Origin of the sequence: Thiomicrospira sp. WB1, assembly GCF_001507535.1 — a bacterium.
GTDB lineage: Bacteria > Pseudomonadota > Gammaproteobacteria > Thiomicrospirales > Thiomicrospiraceae > Hydrogenovibrio.
On the sequence record NZ_LQBN01000003.1, the window covers coordinates 382,127 to 398,736 of the forward strand.

At 50.7% G+C, this 16,610-nt stretch carries 16 protein-coding genes; all 16 read left to right on the forward strand.

The window, feature by feature from the left end; genetic code table 11:
- The first annotated feature begins 1 nt into the window (after position 1).
- Positions 2–1,126 (forward strand): hypothetical protein, encoded by a 1,125-nt coding sequence (locus tag AVO41_RS08925; protein ID WP_068585821.1) that lies wholly within the window; start codon positions 2–4, stop codon positions 1,124–1,126.
- A 23-nt stretch (positions 1,127–1,149) separates the two neighbouring features.
- The gene (locus AVO41_RS08930) at positions 1,150–1,848 is read left to right on the forward strand and encodes a cytidylyltransferase domain-containing protein (protein WP_160326793.1); all 699 of its coding nucleotides are present in this window, start codon (positions 1,150–1,152) and stop codon (positions 1,846–1,848) included.
- 13 nt (positions 1,849–1,861) lie between these two features.
- Complete coding sequence (locus AVO41_RS08935) at positions 1,862–2,923, forward strand: nucleotidyltransferase family protein (RefSeq protein WP_235584717.1); 1,062 nt, start codon at positions 1,862–1,864, stop codon at positions 2,921–2,923.
- A 25-nt stretch (positions 2,924–2,948) separates the two neighbouring features.
- On the forward strand, positions 2,949–5,420 hold the full coding sequence (locus AVO41_RS08940) for a 6-hydroxymethylpterin diphosphokinase MptE-like protein (protein WP_068585827.1): 2,472 nt from the start codon (positions 2,949–2,951) through the stop codon (positions 5,418–5,420).
- Positions 5,421–5,604: 184 nt separating this feature from the next.
- A complete protein-coding gene (locus tag AVO41_RS08945) occupies positions 5,605–6,435 on the forward strand; it encodes a flagellin (protein WP_068585830.1) in 831 nt (276 codons plus the stop codon).
- A gap of 314 nt (positions 6,436–6,749) precedes the next feature.
- Complete coding sequence (locus AVO41_RS08950; protein ID WP_068585834.1) at positions 6,750–7,577, forward strand: flagellin; 828 nt, start codon at positions 6,750–6,752, stop codon at positions 7,575–7,577.
- 45 nt (positions 7,578–7,622) lie between these two features.
- On the forward strand, positions 7,623–8,447 hold the full coding sequence (locus AVO41_RS08955; RefSeq protein ID WP_068585839.1) for a flagellin: 825 nt from the start codon (positions 7,623–7,625) through the stop codon (positions 8,445–8,447).
- A gap of 187 nt (positions 8,448–8,634) precedes the next feature.
- Complete coding sequence (locus tag AVO41_RS08960) at positions 8,635–9,465, forward strand: flagellin (RefSeq protein WP_068585842.1); 831 nt, start codon at positions 8,635–8,637, stop codon at positions 9,463–9,465.
- Between the two features lie 327 nt (positions 9,466–9,792).
- Positions 9,793–10,617, forward strand: coding sequence for a flagellin (locus tag AVO41_RS08965; RefSeq protein ID WP_068585844.1), 825 nt, complete (start codon positions 9,793–9,795; stop codon positions 10,615–10,617).
- Positions 10,618–10,656: 39 nt separating this feature from the next.
- On the forward strand, positions 10,657–11,484 hold the full coding sequence (locus AVO41_RS08970) for a flagellin (protein WP_068585847.1): 828 nt from the start codon (positions 10,657–10,659) through the stop codon (positions 11,482–11,484).
- A gap of 26 nt (positions 11,485–11,510) precedes the next feature.
- On the forward strand, positions 11,511–11,918 hold the full coding sequence (locus tag AVO41_RS10650) for a flagellar protein FlaG (RefSeq protein ID WP_082676683.1): 408 nt from the start codon (positions 11,511–11,513) through the stop codon (positions 11,916–11,918).
- Between the two features lie 28 nt (positions 11,919–11,946).
- Positions 11,947–12,417: a flagellar protein FlaG gene (locus AVO41_RS08980; RefSeq protein ID WP_068585852.1), complete on the forward strand. Its 471-nt coding sequence runs from the start codon at positions 11,947–11,949 to the stop codon at positions 12,415–12,417.
- A 174-nt stretch (positions 12,418–12,591) separates the two neighbouring features.
- Positions 12,592–14,613, forward strand: coding sequence for a flagellar filament capping protein FliD (fliD, locus tag AVO41_RS08985; RefSeq protein ID WP_068585855.1), 2,022 nt, complete (start codon positions 12,592–12,594; stop codon positions 14,611–14,613).
- A gap of 17 nt (positions 14,614–14,630) precedes the next feature.
- A complete protein-coding gene (gene fliS / locus AVO41_RS08990) occupies positions 14,631–15,065 on the forward strand; it encodes a flagellar export chaperone FliS (RefSeq protein WP_068585858.1) in 435 nt (144 codons plus the stop codon).
- Positions 15,065–15,358 (forward strand): hypothetical protein, encoded by a 294-nt coding sequence (locus tag AVO41_RS08995; RefSeq protein ID WP_068585860.1) that lies wholly within the window; start codon positions 15,065–15,067, stop codon positions 15,356–15,358. Before fliS ends, AVO41_RS08995 begins: the two co-directional genes overlap by 1 nt.
- A 118-nt stretch (positions 15,359–15,476) precedes the next feature.
- The gene (locus AVO41_RS09000) at positions 15,477–16,589 is read left to right on the forward strand and encodes a sigma-54-dependent Fis family transcriptional regulator (protein ID WP_068585862.1); all 1,113 of its coding nucleotides are present in this window, start codon (positions 15,477–15,479) and stop codon (positions 16,587–16,589) included.
- Positions 16,590–16,610 lie beyond the last annotated feature (21 nt).

The following is a 16,610-nucleotide window of genomic DNA, read 5'->3' on the forward strand; positions in this document are numbered from 1 at the left end:
CATGAATCTGATTGTGACGGCCAGAGACCCCGCGACGGCGGTGTCATTCGACAAATTATTGCCTGTGTTGGCAAAGCACCCTCAATTTCAACTGCGCGTTCTCTGTCAGCATCCGGCGTATGATATCCTCGCCATAACCCAGTCTTCGGCATCGTTCGATTTGATTGAAGTTAACAATGATGAGTTCCGTGTGACGCTGGAAGACGACTTTATTCGCGAGCAGTTTTCCGATTTTCAACCGGATGCGGTGTTGACCGGTATATCCGGCCCGGACACGGGCATTGACGAAGCGGTTCTGCATTACGCACGTCAACGAAGCATTCAAAGTTACGCGCTGCAGAGTTTCTGGGGGGACATCAACCAGAAAGCGCGTGCCATTCCGGATACAGCATTTGTGTTGGATGAAGAGGCCGCTCGTGTCACCGAACAGCGTTATCCGCAAATTCGCAGTGTGCCCATCGGCTCGATCAAACACATGGATTATTGCCACTACGCACCCTTGCCCGAACGTCAGCAAAAACGACCAGGCCTGGTGAAAACAGAAGAGGTGTTGGTGGGGTTTTACGGTCAGCCCATTCCGGATATTCCTGGGTATCTGGAAACGATTCAGGGCTTGGCACGACAGTTGCGTCACTGGGATCGGGCCTTTAAAGTCATGGTGCGTCCGCATCCGAAAGAGTCGAGCGTACTGCGGGTCCAGACGTTGGCAATGTTGCGTGCGGAACTGGGCACGGAACGGGTGGTGACGGACCCATTCGATGACATCAAAGACAGTTTGGTGGTCTGCGATCTGGTTACCAGCGCTTTTTCCACCTGTGGATTTGATAACCTGTATTTGAATGAAATTGCGCCGCAAGCGTTCAGCACGAGCGTGTATCTCTGGTTTCAGCCCGAGTTGATTCAATGGTGGCGCGCCTACAGTCAATTAGAGCGTATGCCTTTGATTGAAGAGGGGCTCCTGCTGGCCGTTGAAAAAGAAGAGCAGATGCTAAAAGTGTTTGAAGAAGGGCTCAAGCCTTCCACTCAGGCCGAATTGCGACGTCGGGCGACCCGAAAATTGCCACGCCCTCAGGATGCGATTGATTGCATCATTGACACTTGTTTGCGTGATTATCACAGGACTTAGCATACTTTATTATGTCAAAACACATGCTTGCATTAATCCCGGCACGCGGCGGCTCAAAGGGGCTGGCGGGGAAAAACCTTTACCCGGTGCTGGACAAACCTTTGTTGCAGTACACGCTGGATCAGGCACAAAAAAGCGAGGCCATCCATGAGTTGATGATGTCGAGCGAAGACCCGGAAATCAATGGGTTTGCCAGTGCGTTTGGGTTGAACGTTGAGTATGTGCGCCCGGCCAACCTGGCTGAGGACCATACTACGACGGCCGAAGCCGTGCTGCACGCGCTGGACTGGCTGGAGGATAGAGGTCGTCTGCCGGATGCGATCATGTTGTTGCAGCCGACTTCGCCATTGAGAACGGCCCGGGAAATGGACGCGGCGGCCGCGCGCTTCTGGCAAAGTGATAAGGCCTCACTGGTCAGTGTACAGAAGATGAAAGAACACCCTTTTAAGTGTGTATGTCAAAAAGATGGCGATTGGCGATACCTGGCTCAGCCGGAGACGTTTGTGTCACGACGTCAGGATTACAGCGAAGATTATTATGTGATTAACGGCGCCATCTACATTGTGACGCCGCAATGGCTCAGAGAACATGGCGAATTCATTGCCGAAGGTGAGTCAGAGCTGTTTGAAATGGACCCGATCTCCGGCGTGGACATCGATGACCTGGCCGATGTCTTTCAGGTGGAAGCATTGCTGAAAATGCGTCAACATCAACTGGGCTGAAAAGGCAAAGCGTATGGATTTATTTGATTGGCAATCGATTTCGGTGCCGCACGAGGCGAACATTCGAGATGCTTTGACCGTGCTGGATCAGCAGGCCATGCAGATTGTCCTGATGGTGTCCCCTGACAATCGATTGCTGGGTACCGTGACGGACGGCGACATTCGGCGGGGCCTGTTGCGTGGGGAAGCACTGGATAGTCCGGTTGAGCGAGTGGCCAACCAGACCCCGACGGTCGGTTACGACGATGAAACGGAGATCGTCTGGCAACAGCACATCAAACGCAAATCCCTTCGCCATTTGCCGATTCTGAACCGCCAGAAGCAATTGGTCGGTCTGTATTACCACAAAACGCGCCAAACGCCCCGTCGAAAAAATCCGGTCGTGTTGATGCTGGGAGGGCTGGGAATGAGGCTGCGCCCATTGACCGAGACGGTACCCAAGCCGATGCTACCAGTGGGCAACCAGCCAATTTTGGAGACGATCGTCAAGCACATCGCCGAACAGGGGTTTACCGAATTTTACTTTTGCATTAATTACTTAGGTGAAAAAATCCGCGCGTACTTTGGTGATGGGTCGGATTGGGGGGTGCACATCACCTATGTGGAAGAACCCAAGCCCTTGGGCACGGCGGGGGCGTTAAGTCTGTTGCCGGAGGCGGCCATTCAATCCAATCAGCCCATGATTGTGATGAATGGTGATTTGTTGACCAAGATTGATTTTCGCTCATTGCTCGACTTTCATCAAAGCCACGGCAACGGCATCACCACCTGCGTTCGAGAGTATTCTCATCAGGTGCCATACGGTGTGATTGAGCTGGAGGATTCGACGATTTCCCAGCTGGTGGAAAAGCCAACCTACCGTTATTTCGTTAATGCAGGGATTTATTGCCTGTCGCCTCAGATGGTTGCATCGGTGCCGGTCGGTCAGTTTTATGACATGCCGGAACTGATCGAAACCGAAATGGCCGGAGGCACTAAAATGGGGGGCTTTCCCCTGGCGGAATATTGGATGGACATTGGCCATATCCCGGATTATGAGCAGGCCCAGGCCGATTATGAAGTGTATTTCAAATAAACGTTTTAAGGATTAGGCAGCGACTATGAGCAACTCTTTTGAACTTGGACCCATGCGAACGAGCCCGTTTGGTGAACGTTACTTCCAGTCCGTCAATGCGCTGGCCTTTGAAAAAGAGCCCTCAACCGAACTGTTTAAACGGCATTTACCCCAATTACGTTCGCGTAATGAGTATCTTTTTATTATTGTGGGAACGGATTCCTTTTTGTTGCCTGCCTATTTGGCGGAGGTGCATGAACCGGATTCGCACAACCGTTATATCTTTATTGAACTCGATTCGGTGCTGGCCGAGTTACCGGAGGCGTTCAAAGACGATGAGCGTTTTGATTTTCTCAGCGACCCCGCGGAATTGACCGCGTTGCTGAATGAAAAGAAAAACGAAAGCTATCTGATCCGTCAGCGTATGGACCTCGTCAAATCGCTATCCGTGACCGATGCCTCCGTCAATTCAGTTTACATGCAGCTTTGGGATCAGGCGCATGAGGCCTTTCATGGTTTCATGACCTGGCACGTCATCGGCCAGAACTCGCGTCAGTTTGAAGACGCTCGCCTGATGAATGCCGCTGATAATCTGGTACCCATTGAAGCCTGTCGGGGTGACTTGAAAGGGGCGACCGCTGTGATTCTGGGGGGCGGGCCCACGCTGGATGACGCCATCGACTGGATCAAAGCCCAGCAGGACAAGTTGGTGCTGTTTTCGGCCGCTCGGATCGCGCGGCGCCTGGTGAATGAAGGCATTGTGCCCGACTTTTTTGTGTCGGTGGATCCGCATGACGTCAGTTTTGATAACTCAAAAGGCATCTACACCTATGTGGATTCGTCGATTCTGCTACATAGTTATCATGTCAATCCGAAGCTGCTGGGACAATGGTCAGGGCTTGCCGCCTATACCGGCCAGCGTTTCGGCTGGCAGAGCAAAGATCAGGTGATCAACATCGACTCGCCGGGTCCCAACGTCATCAATACCACGGTGCACCTGGCGCAAGCGCTGGGCTGCCAGCAGATTATTTTCAGTGGGGTGGATTTCTGTTTCGCCGATGGTCGCACACACGAATCCAGCAGTGACGAAGCCAAGTATTCGGCCAACATCCTGAATCAGGATAAAACCGTGGTGGAAAACAATGCCGGTCAGATCACGCCGACCACCAGCCGCTATCTGAAAGGTCAGCAAGCCATGCAGACGCAGGTGGCGCATTATAAAAAACAGAACCCGGAATTGTCTTTTATCAGTACAGGGCGCCTGTCGGCCAAAATGGAGAACGTGGCCTACCAGCCGGTGGATGACATTCGCTTGAATGACGTCGATAAATCGCTCCACCTGATTCATTTCCGTGAAAAACTGGCCATGCCCTGTGACAAAAAGGTCAAACACATCGCTGCAATCGTTAAGCAGTTGGAGAAACAAAAGAAGCGGTTTTATGACCTTAAGAAACTGGCCAAAGAAGGTTTGGACCTCTTGCCGAAAATGTTTGTCAATGGCGAGGAAAAACCGAATGTGTCCAAAAAAGTGATCAAGGCCAAGAACAAAATTGAGCGTCTGGTCGGCGACGATGGTGACTTCATTTTTAACTACAATGCCGCATTTTTCTCGGATACGTTCAAGCCTGTCTCAGACGATGCGATGTCTCAGGATGAAATCGTGCAGCAATTAAAAGCCTTTTTCCAAGGCGTCTTTGATTTGTCCGATCATTATCGTAATCAATTGATCAAAAGTCTTGAACGTGCCAAATTGCGCACCGAAGAACTCAAGCATACCCAACCACTTTCGGCTTTGTATGATAAATGGCAAAGCATGCATGAATTCGGACGTTTTCGGACCTGGCAGCAATGCCTGGATCGTGCGCCTTCCGAACAAGAACGTCAGATTCTGGAACAGGCGCATGAAGCCTTTGAAACCGAAGTGGGTAAACAAGACACGCAGCAAGTGGAACAACTGAAGTCGCAAACCCACAACATTGCGCGTCTGGTTTCCAAGGCCATTCTGGCTGCGGACCAAAAAGATGTGGCCGCGATCGAAGAAATCGAAACGCATGCACAGGAACTGGAAAACGAGGCCAACCGCCATTCATTGCAGAAGCTGGCTCAGGGGATGGTGGCAGAAGTCAAAGAGGAATATGATTCGGCGATTGAAGCCTACAGTTATGTGGACGTTCCTCAGCTGAAGGAAACGGCGCTCAAGCGTGCCTTTGCCATCACCATGGAACAAAAGCAATTCCAGAATTCGCTGATGATTCTGGAGGCTTTGTGTCAATTCTCGCTGGATTATATGGTGCCTTATTCTGACCTGTTGCACTTGCATCAGCAGGATCAAAGTTCGGTGGAAGTGCTTCAGATGTATTTGCAACAAAAGCCGGAAAATTTGGGGGCACGATTCAAGCTGATTGATCGGTTGATCGGGTTGGAGAAAGCACAGCAAGCGCGTGAACACATTGACTGGATTCTCGAAAGAGATCCAGACAATCAAGCCGCAAAAAACTTGCTGGCCAAGCTGTCCTAAGCCATGCCTTTTAGCTTGAAACCCCGCCCCGGCGGGGTTTTTTGTGCCCGGAAGAAAAAAACTAAAGAATCCCGGTTGCGGTCGTTAACGTTATTGAAGGCGCAAAAGATGCCTCACATACAAAAACGATAAAAAGACGTGCTGCCACACACAGCACACACAAGCAACACAAGGGAGAAATATCATGGCAATGGTAATCAATACCAATATGGCCGCGATCAATGCGGTCCGCATCCTCGATTCCACCAAATCCGAGCAATCCACGGCAATGGAACGTCTGACCTCCGGTCTTCGCATCAACAAAGCGGCGGATGATGCCGCGGGCTTGGCGGTGACCACCGGGATGACCACCCAGATTCGCGGCACCGATGTCGCCATTCGTAACGCCAACGACGGCATCTCACTGGTTCAGACCCTGGATGGGGCCAGCGAAGAGATCGTGAGCATGATGCAACGGATGCGTGAGCTGTCGGTTCAGGCGTTGAACGGCACCTACAGTGACATGAACCGTCAGCAGATGAACGAGGAGTTCACGCAACTACAGACTGAGATCCAACGTGTGTCGGACACCACCAAATTCAATGAGACGCCATTGATGAATGGCTCGGTTGCCAGTGTTAATTTGCACATTGGTTGGGAAGCGGGTTCCACCAACAAACTGTACATTTCAACCTACAACTTCAGTCAGGGTAATCTGAGTGCAGGGTTGGGGAATGCGACCATCAGTACGGTGGCCACGGCTAGCGCAGCGATCTCTGCAATCACCAAGGATCTGTCCACCATCAACGTCAACCGTGCGAAATGGGGTGCGATCCAGAACCGTCTGGAATCCACTGTGTCGAACCTGGCGAACGTGAATGAAAACATGAACGCGGCACGTTCACGGATTCTGGATGCGGACTTTGCGGCGGAAAGTGCGGCGCTGGCACGTACCCAGGTGTTGCAGCAGGCCGGTATGAGCATGCTCAGTCAGGCCAACCAGCAGTCACAGAATGTGATGCAGTTGCTGCAGTAGAAGAGCCATCGCCTTTTTCACCAGGCCTGGTGAAAAAGGCATTCAATCGACGAAAGACTTAGATTTATAACAACGAGGAAGAAGAAAAGGGCAGGCTTTTTTACCAACGTTCTGAGGTGTTTTTTGCCTGAGAATGCTGGCCAAAGAGGCTTTTGAAAGTTCCCTTGTGTTTAGCCGCTTTTTAGCGGCTTTTTTTGTTTTGCAACGGCAAAAAAGTCAAAAAAAAAGCTCAATAAAAATCAGGGGCGCCGATAACTTCATTGAGTGATAAGAATAACAAGACAAACATCACACACAAGAAAAGGAGAGACATCATGGCAATGGTGATTAACACAAACATGGCGGCCCTTAACGCCAACCGGATTCTGGATAAAACCAGCGTTGAGCAGTCTACGGCAATGGAGCGTCTGACGTCCGGTCAGCGTATCAACTCTGCCGCCGATGATGCGGCGGGTCTGGCGGTCGCCACCGGCATGACTTCACAGATTCGTGGGACCGAACAAGCGATTCGAAATGCTAATGACGGCATGGCGATGATTCAGACTGTGGATGGCGCGACCGAAGAGGTGGTCGGAATGATGCAGCGCATGCGTGAGCTGGCGGTGCAATCCATGAACGGCACCTATAACGCTGAAAACCGCACACAGATGGACGAAGAATTCACTCAGTTGCAGAACGAGATCGACCGGATCGCGAAGACCACCAAATTTAACGAAACGTCTTTGATGAACGGTTCCAATGCTGCGATCAGCTTGCACGTTGGCTGGGAAACCGGTGCCGACAACAAGATCACCGTTTCGTTGGAAGGGTTCAGTCTGGGATCGTTGAACACATCAACCGCTGTGGCCATTGATGATGCCGGTTCGGCGTCCAATGCGATTACACAGATCGATGCCGATCTCTCCAATATCAATACGTTTCGAGCCAAGTGGGGTGCGTTGCAGAACCGTCTGGAATCGACCGTTTCCAACTTGGCAAACGTGAACGAAAACATGAATTCGGCCCGTTCTCAGATTCAGGATGCCGACTTCGCCCGTGAAAGTGCCAACCTGGCGCGGACGCAGGTATTGCAGCAGGCTGGTATGAGCATGCTCAGCCAGGCTAACCAGCAATCGCAGAACGTGCTTTCATTGTTGAGATAACGTTGATTGATTAAGAACACACACTAGCAAAAAGGGAGAGACATCATGGCAATGGTGATTAACACAAACATGGCGGCGATGAATGCCAATCGAATTCTGGATAAAACCAGTGTGGAACAGTCCACAGCAATGGAACGTCTGACGTCCGGTCAACGCATCAACTCCGCCGCCGATGACGCGGCGGGTCTGGCGGTCGCCACCGGCATGACTTCACAGATTCGTGGGACGGATCAATCCATCCGAAACGCCAATGACGGCATGGCTCTGATTCAGACCCAGGACGGCGCCATGGAAGAGGTCGTCAACATGATGCAGCGCATGCGTGAGTTGGCGGTTCAATCCATGAACGGTACTTACAACGACGAAAACCGTCAACAAATGGAAGAAGAGTACGGTCAGCTGGCAGCTGAAATCGATCGCGTAGGCGACACCACCAAGTTCAATGAAATTGAACTCATGGACGGTACCAACACCGTGATCAGTTTGCATGTGGGCTGGGAAAACGGTTCGGTCAATAAAATTAATATTTCCACCGTCGATGTGACCTCGGTTGCGGGGGATCTGGATGGTCTGACCATTAGTACCGTGGCCAATGCTTCAACGGTGGTGGGGTCAATTGATGGGGCCATCAGCTCGATCAACTTGGAACGTGCCAAATGGGGTGCGTTGCAGAACCGTCTGGAATCGACCGTTTCCAACCTGGCAAACGTGAACGAAAACATGAATTCGGCCCGTTCTCAGATTCAGGATGCCGACTTCGCCCGTGAAAGTGCCAACCTGGCGCGGACGCAGGTGTTGCAGCAGGCTGGTATGAGCATGCTCAGCCAGGCTAACCAGCAATCGCAGAACGTGTTGTCGCTGTTGCGATAAAGCGCACGCATTATCTGCTCAAACCCCGCCCCGGCGGGGTTTTTTGTGCCCGGAAGAAAAAAAGCTAAAGAATCCCGGTTGCGGTCGTTAACGTTATTGAAGGCGCAAAAGATGCCTCACATACAAAAACGATAAAAAGACGTGCTGCCACACACAGCACACACAAGCAACACAAGGGAGAAATATCATGGCAATGGTAATCAATACCAATATGGCCGCGATCAATGCGGTCCGCATCCTCGATTCCACCAAATCCGAGCAATCCACGGCAATGGAACGTCTGACCTCCGGTCTTCGCATCAACAAAGCGGCGGATGATGCCGCGGGCTTGGCGGTGACCACCGGGATGACCACCCAGATTCGCGGCACCGATGTCGCCATTCGTAACGCCAACGACGGCATCTCACTGGTTCAGACCCTGGATGGGGCCAGCGAAGAGATCGTCAGCATGATGCAGCGGATGCGTGAGCTCTCGGTTCAGGCGTTGAACGGCACCTACAGTGACATGAACCGTCAGCAGATGAATGAAGAATTTCAGCAGTTGCAGCGCGAAATTCAGCGTGTGTCGGACACCACCAAATTTAATGAGACACCGTTGATGAACGGCTCCATTGCCAGTGTTGGCCTGCACATTGGTTGGGAAGCGGGTTCCACCAACAAACTGTACATTTCAACCTACAACTTCAGTCAGGGTAACCTGAGCGCCGGGTTGAGCAATGCCAGCATTGGCAATATCAGTGCAGCGAGTGCGGCGATCTCTGCGATCACAAATGACCTGTCCACCATCAACGTCAACCGTGCGAAATGGGGTGCGATCCAGAACCGTTTGGAATCCACTGTGTCGAACCTGGCGAACGTGAACGAAAACATGAACGCGGCACGTTCACGGATTCTGGATGCGGACTTTGCGGCGGAAAGTGCGGCGCTGGCACGTACCCAGGTGTTGCAGCAGGCCGGTATGAGCATGCTCAGTCAGGCCAACCAGCAGTCACAGAATGTGATGCAGTTGCTGCAGTAGAAGAGCCATCGCCTTTTTCACCAGGCCTGGTGAAAAAGGCATTCAATCGACGAAAGACTTAGATTTATAACAACGAGGAAGAAGAAAAGGGCAGGCTTTTTTACCAACGTTCTGAGGTGTTTTTTGCCTGAGAATGCTGGCCAAAGAGGCTTTTGAAAGTTCCCTTGTGTTTAGCCGCTTTTTAGCGGCTTTTTTTTGTATGCAACATTCGGAAACGAAAAAATAAAAAAATTCCTAAAGTGTCGGGCAAAGAGCCGTTAACGATACTAGAGAGATAAGATTTGGGAAAACCCAAACAAACACACAAAGCCAAAAAGGAGAGACATCATGGCAATGGTGATTAACACAAACATGGCGGCGATGAATGCCAACCGAATTCTGGATAAAACCGGCGTCGAGCAGTCTACGGCAATGGAGCGTCTGACGTCCGGTCAGCGTATCAACTCTGCCGCCGATGACGCGGCGGGTCTGGCGGTCGCCACGGGCATGACCTCACAAATCCGTGGTACGGACCAATCCATCCGAAACGCCAATGACGGCATGGCCCTGATTCAGACCCAGGACGGCGCGATCGACGAAGTGGTCAACATGATGCAGCGTATGCGTGAGCTGGCGGTACAGTCCCTGAACGGTACCTATAACGCTGAAAACCGCACGCAAATGCAGGAAGAATATGGTCAGTTGGCAGCTGAAATTAACCGAGTAGGCAACACCACCAAATTTAACGAAGTGGCCTTGATGGACGGAACCACTACCACGGTCAGTCTGCACGTTGGCTGGGAAAACGGTTCAGTGAACAAGATCAACATTTCGACGGTGGACGTCACGTCTGTGGGTGGGGCCTTGTCCAATGCCAGTATTGCTAAAGTCTCCAAAGCGTCGGTTGCTGTGGGTTCAATTGACGGCGCGATCAGCTCGATCAACTTGGAGCGCGCCAAATGGGGTGCCTTGCAGAACCGTCTGGAATCAACCGTTTCCAACTTGGCGAACGTGAACGAAAACATGAACGGTGCGCGTTCTCAGATCCAGGACGCCGACTTTGCCCGCGAAAGTGCCAACCTGGCGCGAACTCAGGTGTTGCAGCAGGCCGGTATGAGTATGCTCAGTCAGGCTAACCAGCAATCACAGAATGTTCTCTCGCTTTTGAGATAACGAGCGTTTCATAAAGAATCTTGAAAAAGGAGAGACATCATGGCAATGGTGATTAACACAAACATGGCGGCGATGAACGCCAACCGAATTCTGGATAAAACCAGTGTGGAACAGTCCACGGCAATGGAACGTCTGACGTCCGGCCAGCGTATCAACTCCGCCGCTGATGATGCGGCGGGTCTGGCGGTCGCCACCGGCATGAGTTCACAGATTCGTGGGACGGATCAATCCATCCGAAATGCCAATGACGGCATGGCGATGATTCAGACTGTGGATGGGGCGACCGAAGAGGTGGTCGGGATGATGCAGCGCATGCGTGAGCTGGCGGTGCAGGCGATGAACGGTACTTACAATGCTGAAAACCGCACTCAGATGGATGAAGAATTCACCCAGCTGCAGAACGAAATCGACCGGATTGCGAAGACCACCAAGTTTAACGAAACGTCTTTGATGAACGGTTCCAATGCTGCAATTAGCTTGCACGTGGGCTGGGAAAATGGCACGGATAACAAGATCACGGTGTCGTTGGAAGGTTTCAGTGCTGGCAGTCTGCAAACCAGTACCGGTACAGACATCACCACAGCAGGCAATGCCTCTCAAGCGGTGAGTAATATTGAAAAAGATCTGTCCAACATCAACACCTTCCGTGCGAAATGGGGTGCGTTGCAGAACCGTCTGGAATCGACCGTTTCCAACCTGGCAAACGTGAACGAAAACATGAGTTCAGCCCGTTCACAGATTGAAGACGCCGACTTTGCGCGTGAAAGTGCCAATCTGGCGCGGACTCAGGTATTGCAGCAGGCCGGTATGAGCATGCTCAGTCAGGCCAACCAGCAGTCGCAGAACGTGTTGTCGTTGTTACGTTAAACGTGATTACGATTAGGAGGTGAGATATGGAAATTCAACCCATGTCGCCTTCTGTGCCACAAGCGGCGGAAACCAGCGCAAAGGGACCTAGTTCTCAAGCGACGGTTTCCACGACCGTGATACAGAACCGACCAGCTGAATCTGCTGTCCAGACGAAAGAGGTTTCTATAGAGGACTTAACCGCAACCGCAGACACATTGAATAATGCGATGCAGTTGGCGGGGCAGTCTCTGGCTTTTTCGGTGGATGAGGAGACTCAGTCACAAGTGGTCAAGGTGATCGATACGAATACGGATGAAGTCATTCGGCAGTTTCCATCTGATCAGGCACTGCAACAGATGGAGCATATCAATAATTATTTGAACAGCCTGCAGCAGTCAGGCCAAACGACACAGGAAAATTTGACAGGCGCCTTATTCAGTGAAATCATATAGATATTGCTGAAGGCGGGAGGTTAGGGTGATGAGTGAGAACATCAACATTCAGCCCGGACAGTACAACCAGACATCATTGCGGAATCAATCTGCCGAACGAAGCGTGCCAGCTCAAGATGAGTTGGTGCGTTCTTCAGGCGTGACTGGCTCAGAAACCGTGCGAGCGATGATTAAAGAGCCTGTATTGACCGATCCCGTCGTGGCGTCCGAGTCAAAGCCGTCGATTGACACTGACCCCAAAATGTTTGAACAGACCATGGAAGGTTTGAATCAAACATTGCAACAGACAAAAAGTGCATTACAGTTTGCCATGCACAAAGAATATGGCAAAATGGTGATTAAAGTGAAGGATGAGTCGTCGGGTGAAGTGATCCGACAAATTCCTTCCGACCAGTTTTTGGCAATGGCTGAAAACATCACTCAATTTCTGGAGAGGTCCCGGTCCCTGCCGGGAGAGGCCTCTCCGCTCACAGGCCTGTTTGCGAATGAGCAGGCCTGACCAGTTCCCTTGTGTGTTTAGCGGTCATTGTGGCCGCTTTTTTTCTTATTCCCTTTCTTTAAGTTTTTACAAACGTGGCCGATAACGTTATTAAAATATAGATTATGGCATTGCTTGTGCTTTTCAGGTTTGATTGGATCACCAGCACACGCCGTTTGAGACCAGGAGAACATCATGGCGAATGAAATCGGTACCACACTGCTGAATGGCTTGACCAACAGTTCGTTTAATTTGGGCGAAATGTCCAAAACCTTGGCGGAGGCAGAAGTCGCCGGCAAGCGCTCATTTATTGAGCAAAAACAAGAAAAGACGAACACTGAACTGGATGCCATCAAATACCTGAAGACGAACCTGACTGCTTTTCAGTCTTATGTGACCGATCTGGCCAGTCCGGACCTGTTTACACAAAAAAGTGCGACCAGTTCCAATGAGAGCATCGTTACCGTAACAGCATCTGAAGGTGCATCGCCAGCTTCTTACAATATTGAATCCAAACAGCTGGCTCAAGTTCATACCGAAGTGTCTGATCAGTTGTATGCAAGCTCTGCGTCCACCATTACAGATGGAACGCTAACCATTGATGTGGCAGGTCAAAGTCACAGCATTACAGTATCTTCGGCTGAAGGGAACAACACACTTGAAGGCCTGCGCAACTATATCAATAGCGGTGATTATGGGGTGAATGCTTCCATTGTTAATAATGGTGGCAACTATCAGATGATGTTTACTTCTAAAACCCAGGGGGCTGCAGGGCAAGTTACCCTTGGTGGCACAACGGACGTTGCTTCCAGTACGACGACGACGTCCATGGGACAAGATGCCCAGATGGTGCTGAATGGTTTAACACTGTCAAGTAGTACCAATACGTTTGATGAAGCGATTGAAGGGGTAACGTTTCAGTTGCAGACGGCGTCGCCGGGAACGCAAAATACGGTCAGTGTTTCTCAGGATACCTCGAACATCAAGGACACCATTAATCAGTTTGTGGACGTCTATAACCAGCTTCATACAATCACCGATGAGCTGGGTTCCTATGATAAAAGCGATTTGACGCAGGAAGAACTGGAGTCCGAAGAGTATCAATACTATGGTGATTTGGCTGGCAGTAGCTTGTTGCGTTCGGTCGAGTCTCAGTTGCGAAGCTCGCTGAGCGGCGCCATTGATGAGCTTGAAACCAACTTCAGCTCTTTGTCGATGATTGGTGTGAGCTTTGATCGTGAAGGCAAGCTGGAAGTGGATGCGGCCGAACTGGATAACGCCATCAATAACAATCTGGATAAAGTGGCAAGCTTATTTGCGAAAGGTGGCAGTAGTGATGATAACTTGGTTAATGTTTTGTCAGGATCGGATAAAACCGTCACCGGCAATTATGACCTCAACATCACTCAGACGGCTACGCGTGCGGCAATCGACGGCGGTGCGGCCAATTTGGTTGATGATGGAACAGGAACCATGGTGGTGGATTTGGGCGCGGACGCAACGTTCGATATCAGTGTCGATGGTTCCACCGCAAGTACAGTGACCATTGGTGCAGGGCAGTATACATTGGATGAACTGGCCAGCACCATGACCACAGCCATTAACAATCTGGATGCGGTAAAAAATTCCGGTGCCAGTGTTTCCGTCACCAACGACGGATCGAAGCTCAGTATTGCCTCTGAAAAATTTGGGGGGAATTCCGCCATTGATTTGAGTGCCGTCACCAATTTTGCCGATTCTGGGTTAACGGCCGCTTCGGCAACCGGCCAGAATGTGGACGGCACTTTAACCGATAAAGACGGTGTATCGATTAACATTGGTGCCTATGTTGACCCGGAAGACGGGCGCAAGATTGAAATCAGTGACTTTGCCTCCAAGGATGGTGAGTTTGTCAGTATGCGCGGTTTGTCGTTTGAGGTTTTGGGCGGCGCCACGGGTGATCGTGGCACCATTACCTTTGCCCAAGGGTTTGCCAGCCGTCTCAATGAGACAGTCAATACGTTGTTTGATACCGACAACGGGTTGATTTCTAAACGCATGGAATCGCTTAACAATAAACTGGATGACTATCAGGAACAGTCAACAGAACTGGACGATCGTTATCAAATGTTGCTACAAAAATATCAGATGCAGTTTTCTTCTCTGCAGTCGATTCTGTCGAGTACAGAACAGACTCGCAGTTTCCTGACTCAACGATTTGGTGGTGACAGCAATTAATACACACGGGGTGGCGCATGACCATGATGATGAATAATAACTTTGCTCAACAATATGCCAATAACTATGTGGAAACGGCGATTTCAGAAGCCACGCCGCATAAGCTGGTTGATATGCTGTATGAAGGGGCGGTCAAGAATTTGACGCTGGTAAAAGTTTTTATTGAACAAAAAAATTATGCAAAAAAGGCTGAGCATGTGAATAAGGCATTGTCGATCATCAGCAATTTGCGGGACGGCTTGGAGCTGGAAAAGGGCGGTGAAGTCGCACAAAATCTGTTTGGTTTATACGACTTTGCGTACCGTCGGTTGTTTGAAGCCTCTGCCAAAAACGACCTGTCCATGGTGGATGAGGTGCTGGATGTGATTAAGCCCATTCGCGAAGCATGGAATGACATGCCCGATAATTTCAAGCGGGCATCACGTGATCAGCTGCAAAAGCTGGGGGCATAATGTCGGCGGATTTACGCACCACCAGAATGCGTTTGCTGTCGCATTCTAAAAACATGGTCAATGCAGCCCAGTCACATGACTGGGAGGCATTTGAGATGCTCAATTCCGCATGGCCAGAAATGCTTGAACACGCCAATGAGCAGTTTGGTTCGGATTTGATCGATCTTCAGTCCGAGTTACTTGAAGATAATCAGCAGATTCAAGCTTCCATTGAGCAAGCCCAAACAGACTTGACCAAAGAGCTTCAAAGCAACACACAACGATTTCACCGTCTCCAAGCCTATCTCAAGTAATATTTTCCTCTATTTACGCCGGTTTCAACACGGTTTTTGAAAAAACTCTGCCAAATTTTTGACATCACGTAAAAAAACGAATATAACGTCTGCAGTTACGGTCAAAAACGGCGGCACTATGGACGATACCCCTCTCGCATCTCTGGTCGGTGACGGTCAGGCCATGCAACAGGTCAAAACCTTGATTCAACAAGTCGCACACACGGATGCGACCGTGTTGATTCTGGGTGAATCCGGCACGGGCAAAGAAGTGGTGGCCCAGGCGTTGCACGCCGTTTCCAATCGCAAAGAACGACCTTTTGTCCCCATTAACTGTGGCGCGATTCCAGGAGAACTGCTGGAATCTGAACTCTTCGGGCACGAAAAAGGCGCATTTACTGGGGCCATCACGGCGAGAAAAGGGCGTTTTGAACTGGCGGAGAAGGGCTCGATTTTTCTGGATGAAATCGGTGATATGCCTTTGCCCATGCAAGTGAAATTGTTGCGCGTGCTTCAGGAGCGGATGTATGAGCGTGTCGGGGGCAATAAAAGCTTTGAGTGCGATGTACGGGTGATTGCGGCCACGCATCGCCAGTTGGAAGATAATATTGAAGAAGGCACGTTTCGCGAAGATCTTTTTTATCGACTCAACGTTTTCCCCATTGAAATGCCTGCTCTGCGAGAGCGGCCGGAAGACATTCCTGCCTTACTTGACTTTATGTTTGCCAAAATGCGGGACCAGCAACGCCCGATCCCTGACATGACAGAAGAGGCGTTGATTGCGCTGCAACACTATCATTGGCCGGGCAACGTTCGGGAGCTCGGTAACCTGGCAGAGCGGCTGTCGATTCTATTCCCGGATACGTCCGTCGGATATGATGATTTGCCGGAAAAATATCAGGTCGACATCTCTGAATCGACCGGATTGAAGACGCCTGTCCCGAATGTTTCGGAGCCCGGATCTCAGCCGGAAACAGAGGTTGAGAAAGCGACAGAGCTTCCCGAGGAACCTCAAGCAAGCCAAGTGGAAACACCCAAAAATGCGGTGTCAGACATTAATATGACCGTCGAGACGATGGAACCGGATTTGTCGTCGGGTCTTAATTTGAAGTCGTACCTCGTGGACATGGAGGTGCAACTCATTCAGAAAGCGCTGGCGGAAACCGAGGGCAATGTCAGTCAGGCCGCCAAACTATTGCAAACCAATCGCACCACATTGGTCGAAAAAATCCGTAAGTTCAATTTAAACTGAGGGTTGGTGACATCAAGGTGT

Excerpts from the sequence above, each read along its gene's own strand:
- AVO41_RS08925 (WP_068585821.1), top strand. The coding sequence starts at position 2 with ATGAATCTGATTGTGACGGCCAGAGACCCCGCGACGGCGGTGTCATTC.
- AVO41_RS08930 (WP_160326793.1), top strand. The coding sequence starts at position 1,150 with ATGCTTGCATTAATCCCGGCACGCGGCGGCTCAAAGGGGCTGGCGGGG.
- AVO41_RS08935 (WP_235584717.1), top strand. The coding sequence starts at position 1,862 with ATGGATTTATTTGATTGGCAATCGATTTCGGTGCCGCACGAGGCGAAC.
- AVO41_RS08940 (WP_068585827.1), top strand. The coding sequence starts at position 2,949 with ATGAGCAACTCTTTTGAACTTGGACCCATGCGAACGAGCCCGTTTGGT.
- AVO41_RS08945 (WP_068585830.1), top strand. The coding sequence starts at position 5,605 with ATGGCAATGGTAATCAATACCAATATGGCCGCGATCAATGCGGTCCGC.
- AVO41_RS08950 (WP_068585834.1), top strand. The coding sequence starts at position 6,750 with ATGGCAATGGTGATTAACACAAACATGGCGGCCCTTAACGCCAACCGG.
- AVO41_RS08955 (WP_068585839.1), top strand. The coding sequence starts at position 7,623 with ATGGCAATGGTGATTAACACAAACATGGCGGCGATGAATGCCAATCGA.
- AVO41_RS08960 (WP_068585842.1), top strand. The coding sequence starts at position 8,635 with ATGGCAATGGTAATCAATACCAATATGGCCGCGATCAATGCGGTCCGC.
- AVO41_RS08965 (WP_068585844.1), top strand. The coding sequence starts at position 9,793 with ATGGCAATGGTGATTAACACAAACATGGCGGCGATGAATGCCAACCGA.
- AVO41_RS08970 (WP_068585847.1), top strand. The coding sequence starts at position 10,657 with ATGGCAATGGTGATTAACACAAACATGGCGGCGATGAACGCCAACCGA.
- AVO41_RS10650 (WP_082676683.1), top strand. The coding sequence starts at position 11,511 with ATGGAAATTCAACCCATGTCGCCTTCTGTGCCACAAGCGGCGGAAACC.
- AVO41_RS08980 (WP_068585852.1), top strand. The coding sequence starts at position 11,947 with ATGAGTGAGAACATCAACATTCAGCCCGGACAGTACAACCAGACATCA.
- fliD (WP_068585855.1), top strand. The coding sequence starts at position 12,592 with ATGGCGAATGAAATCGGTACCACACTGCTGAATGGCTTGACCAACAGT.
- fliS (WP_068585858.1), top strand. The coding sequence starts at position 14,631 with ATGACCATGATGATGAATAATAACTTTGCTCAACAATATGCCAATAAC.
- AVO41_RS08995 (WP_068585860.1), top strand. The coding sequence starts at position 15,065 with ATGTCGGCGGATTTACGCACCACCAGAATGCGTTTGCTGTCGCATTCT.
- AVO41_RS09000 (WP_068585862.1), top strand. The coding sequence starts at position 15,477 with ATGGACGATACCCCTCTCGCATCTCTGGTCGGTGACGGTCAGGCCATG.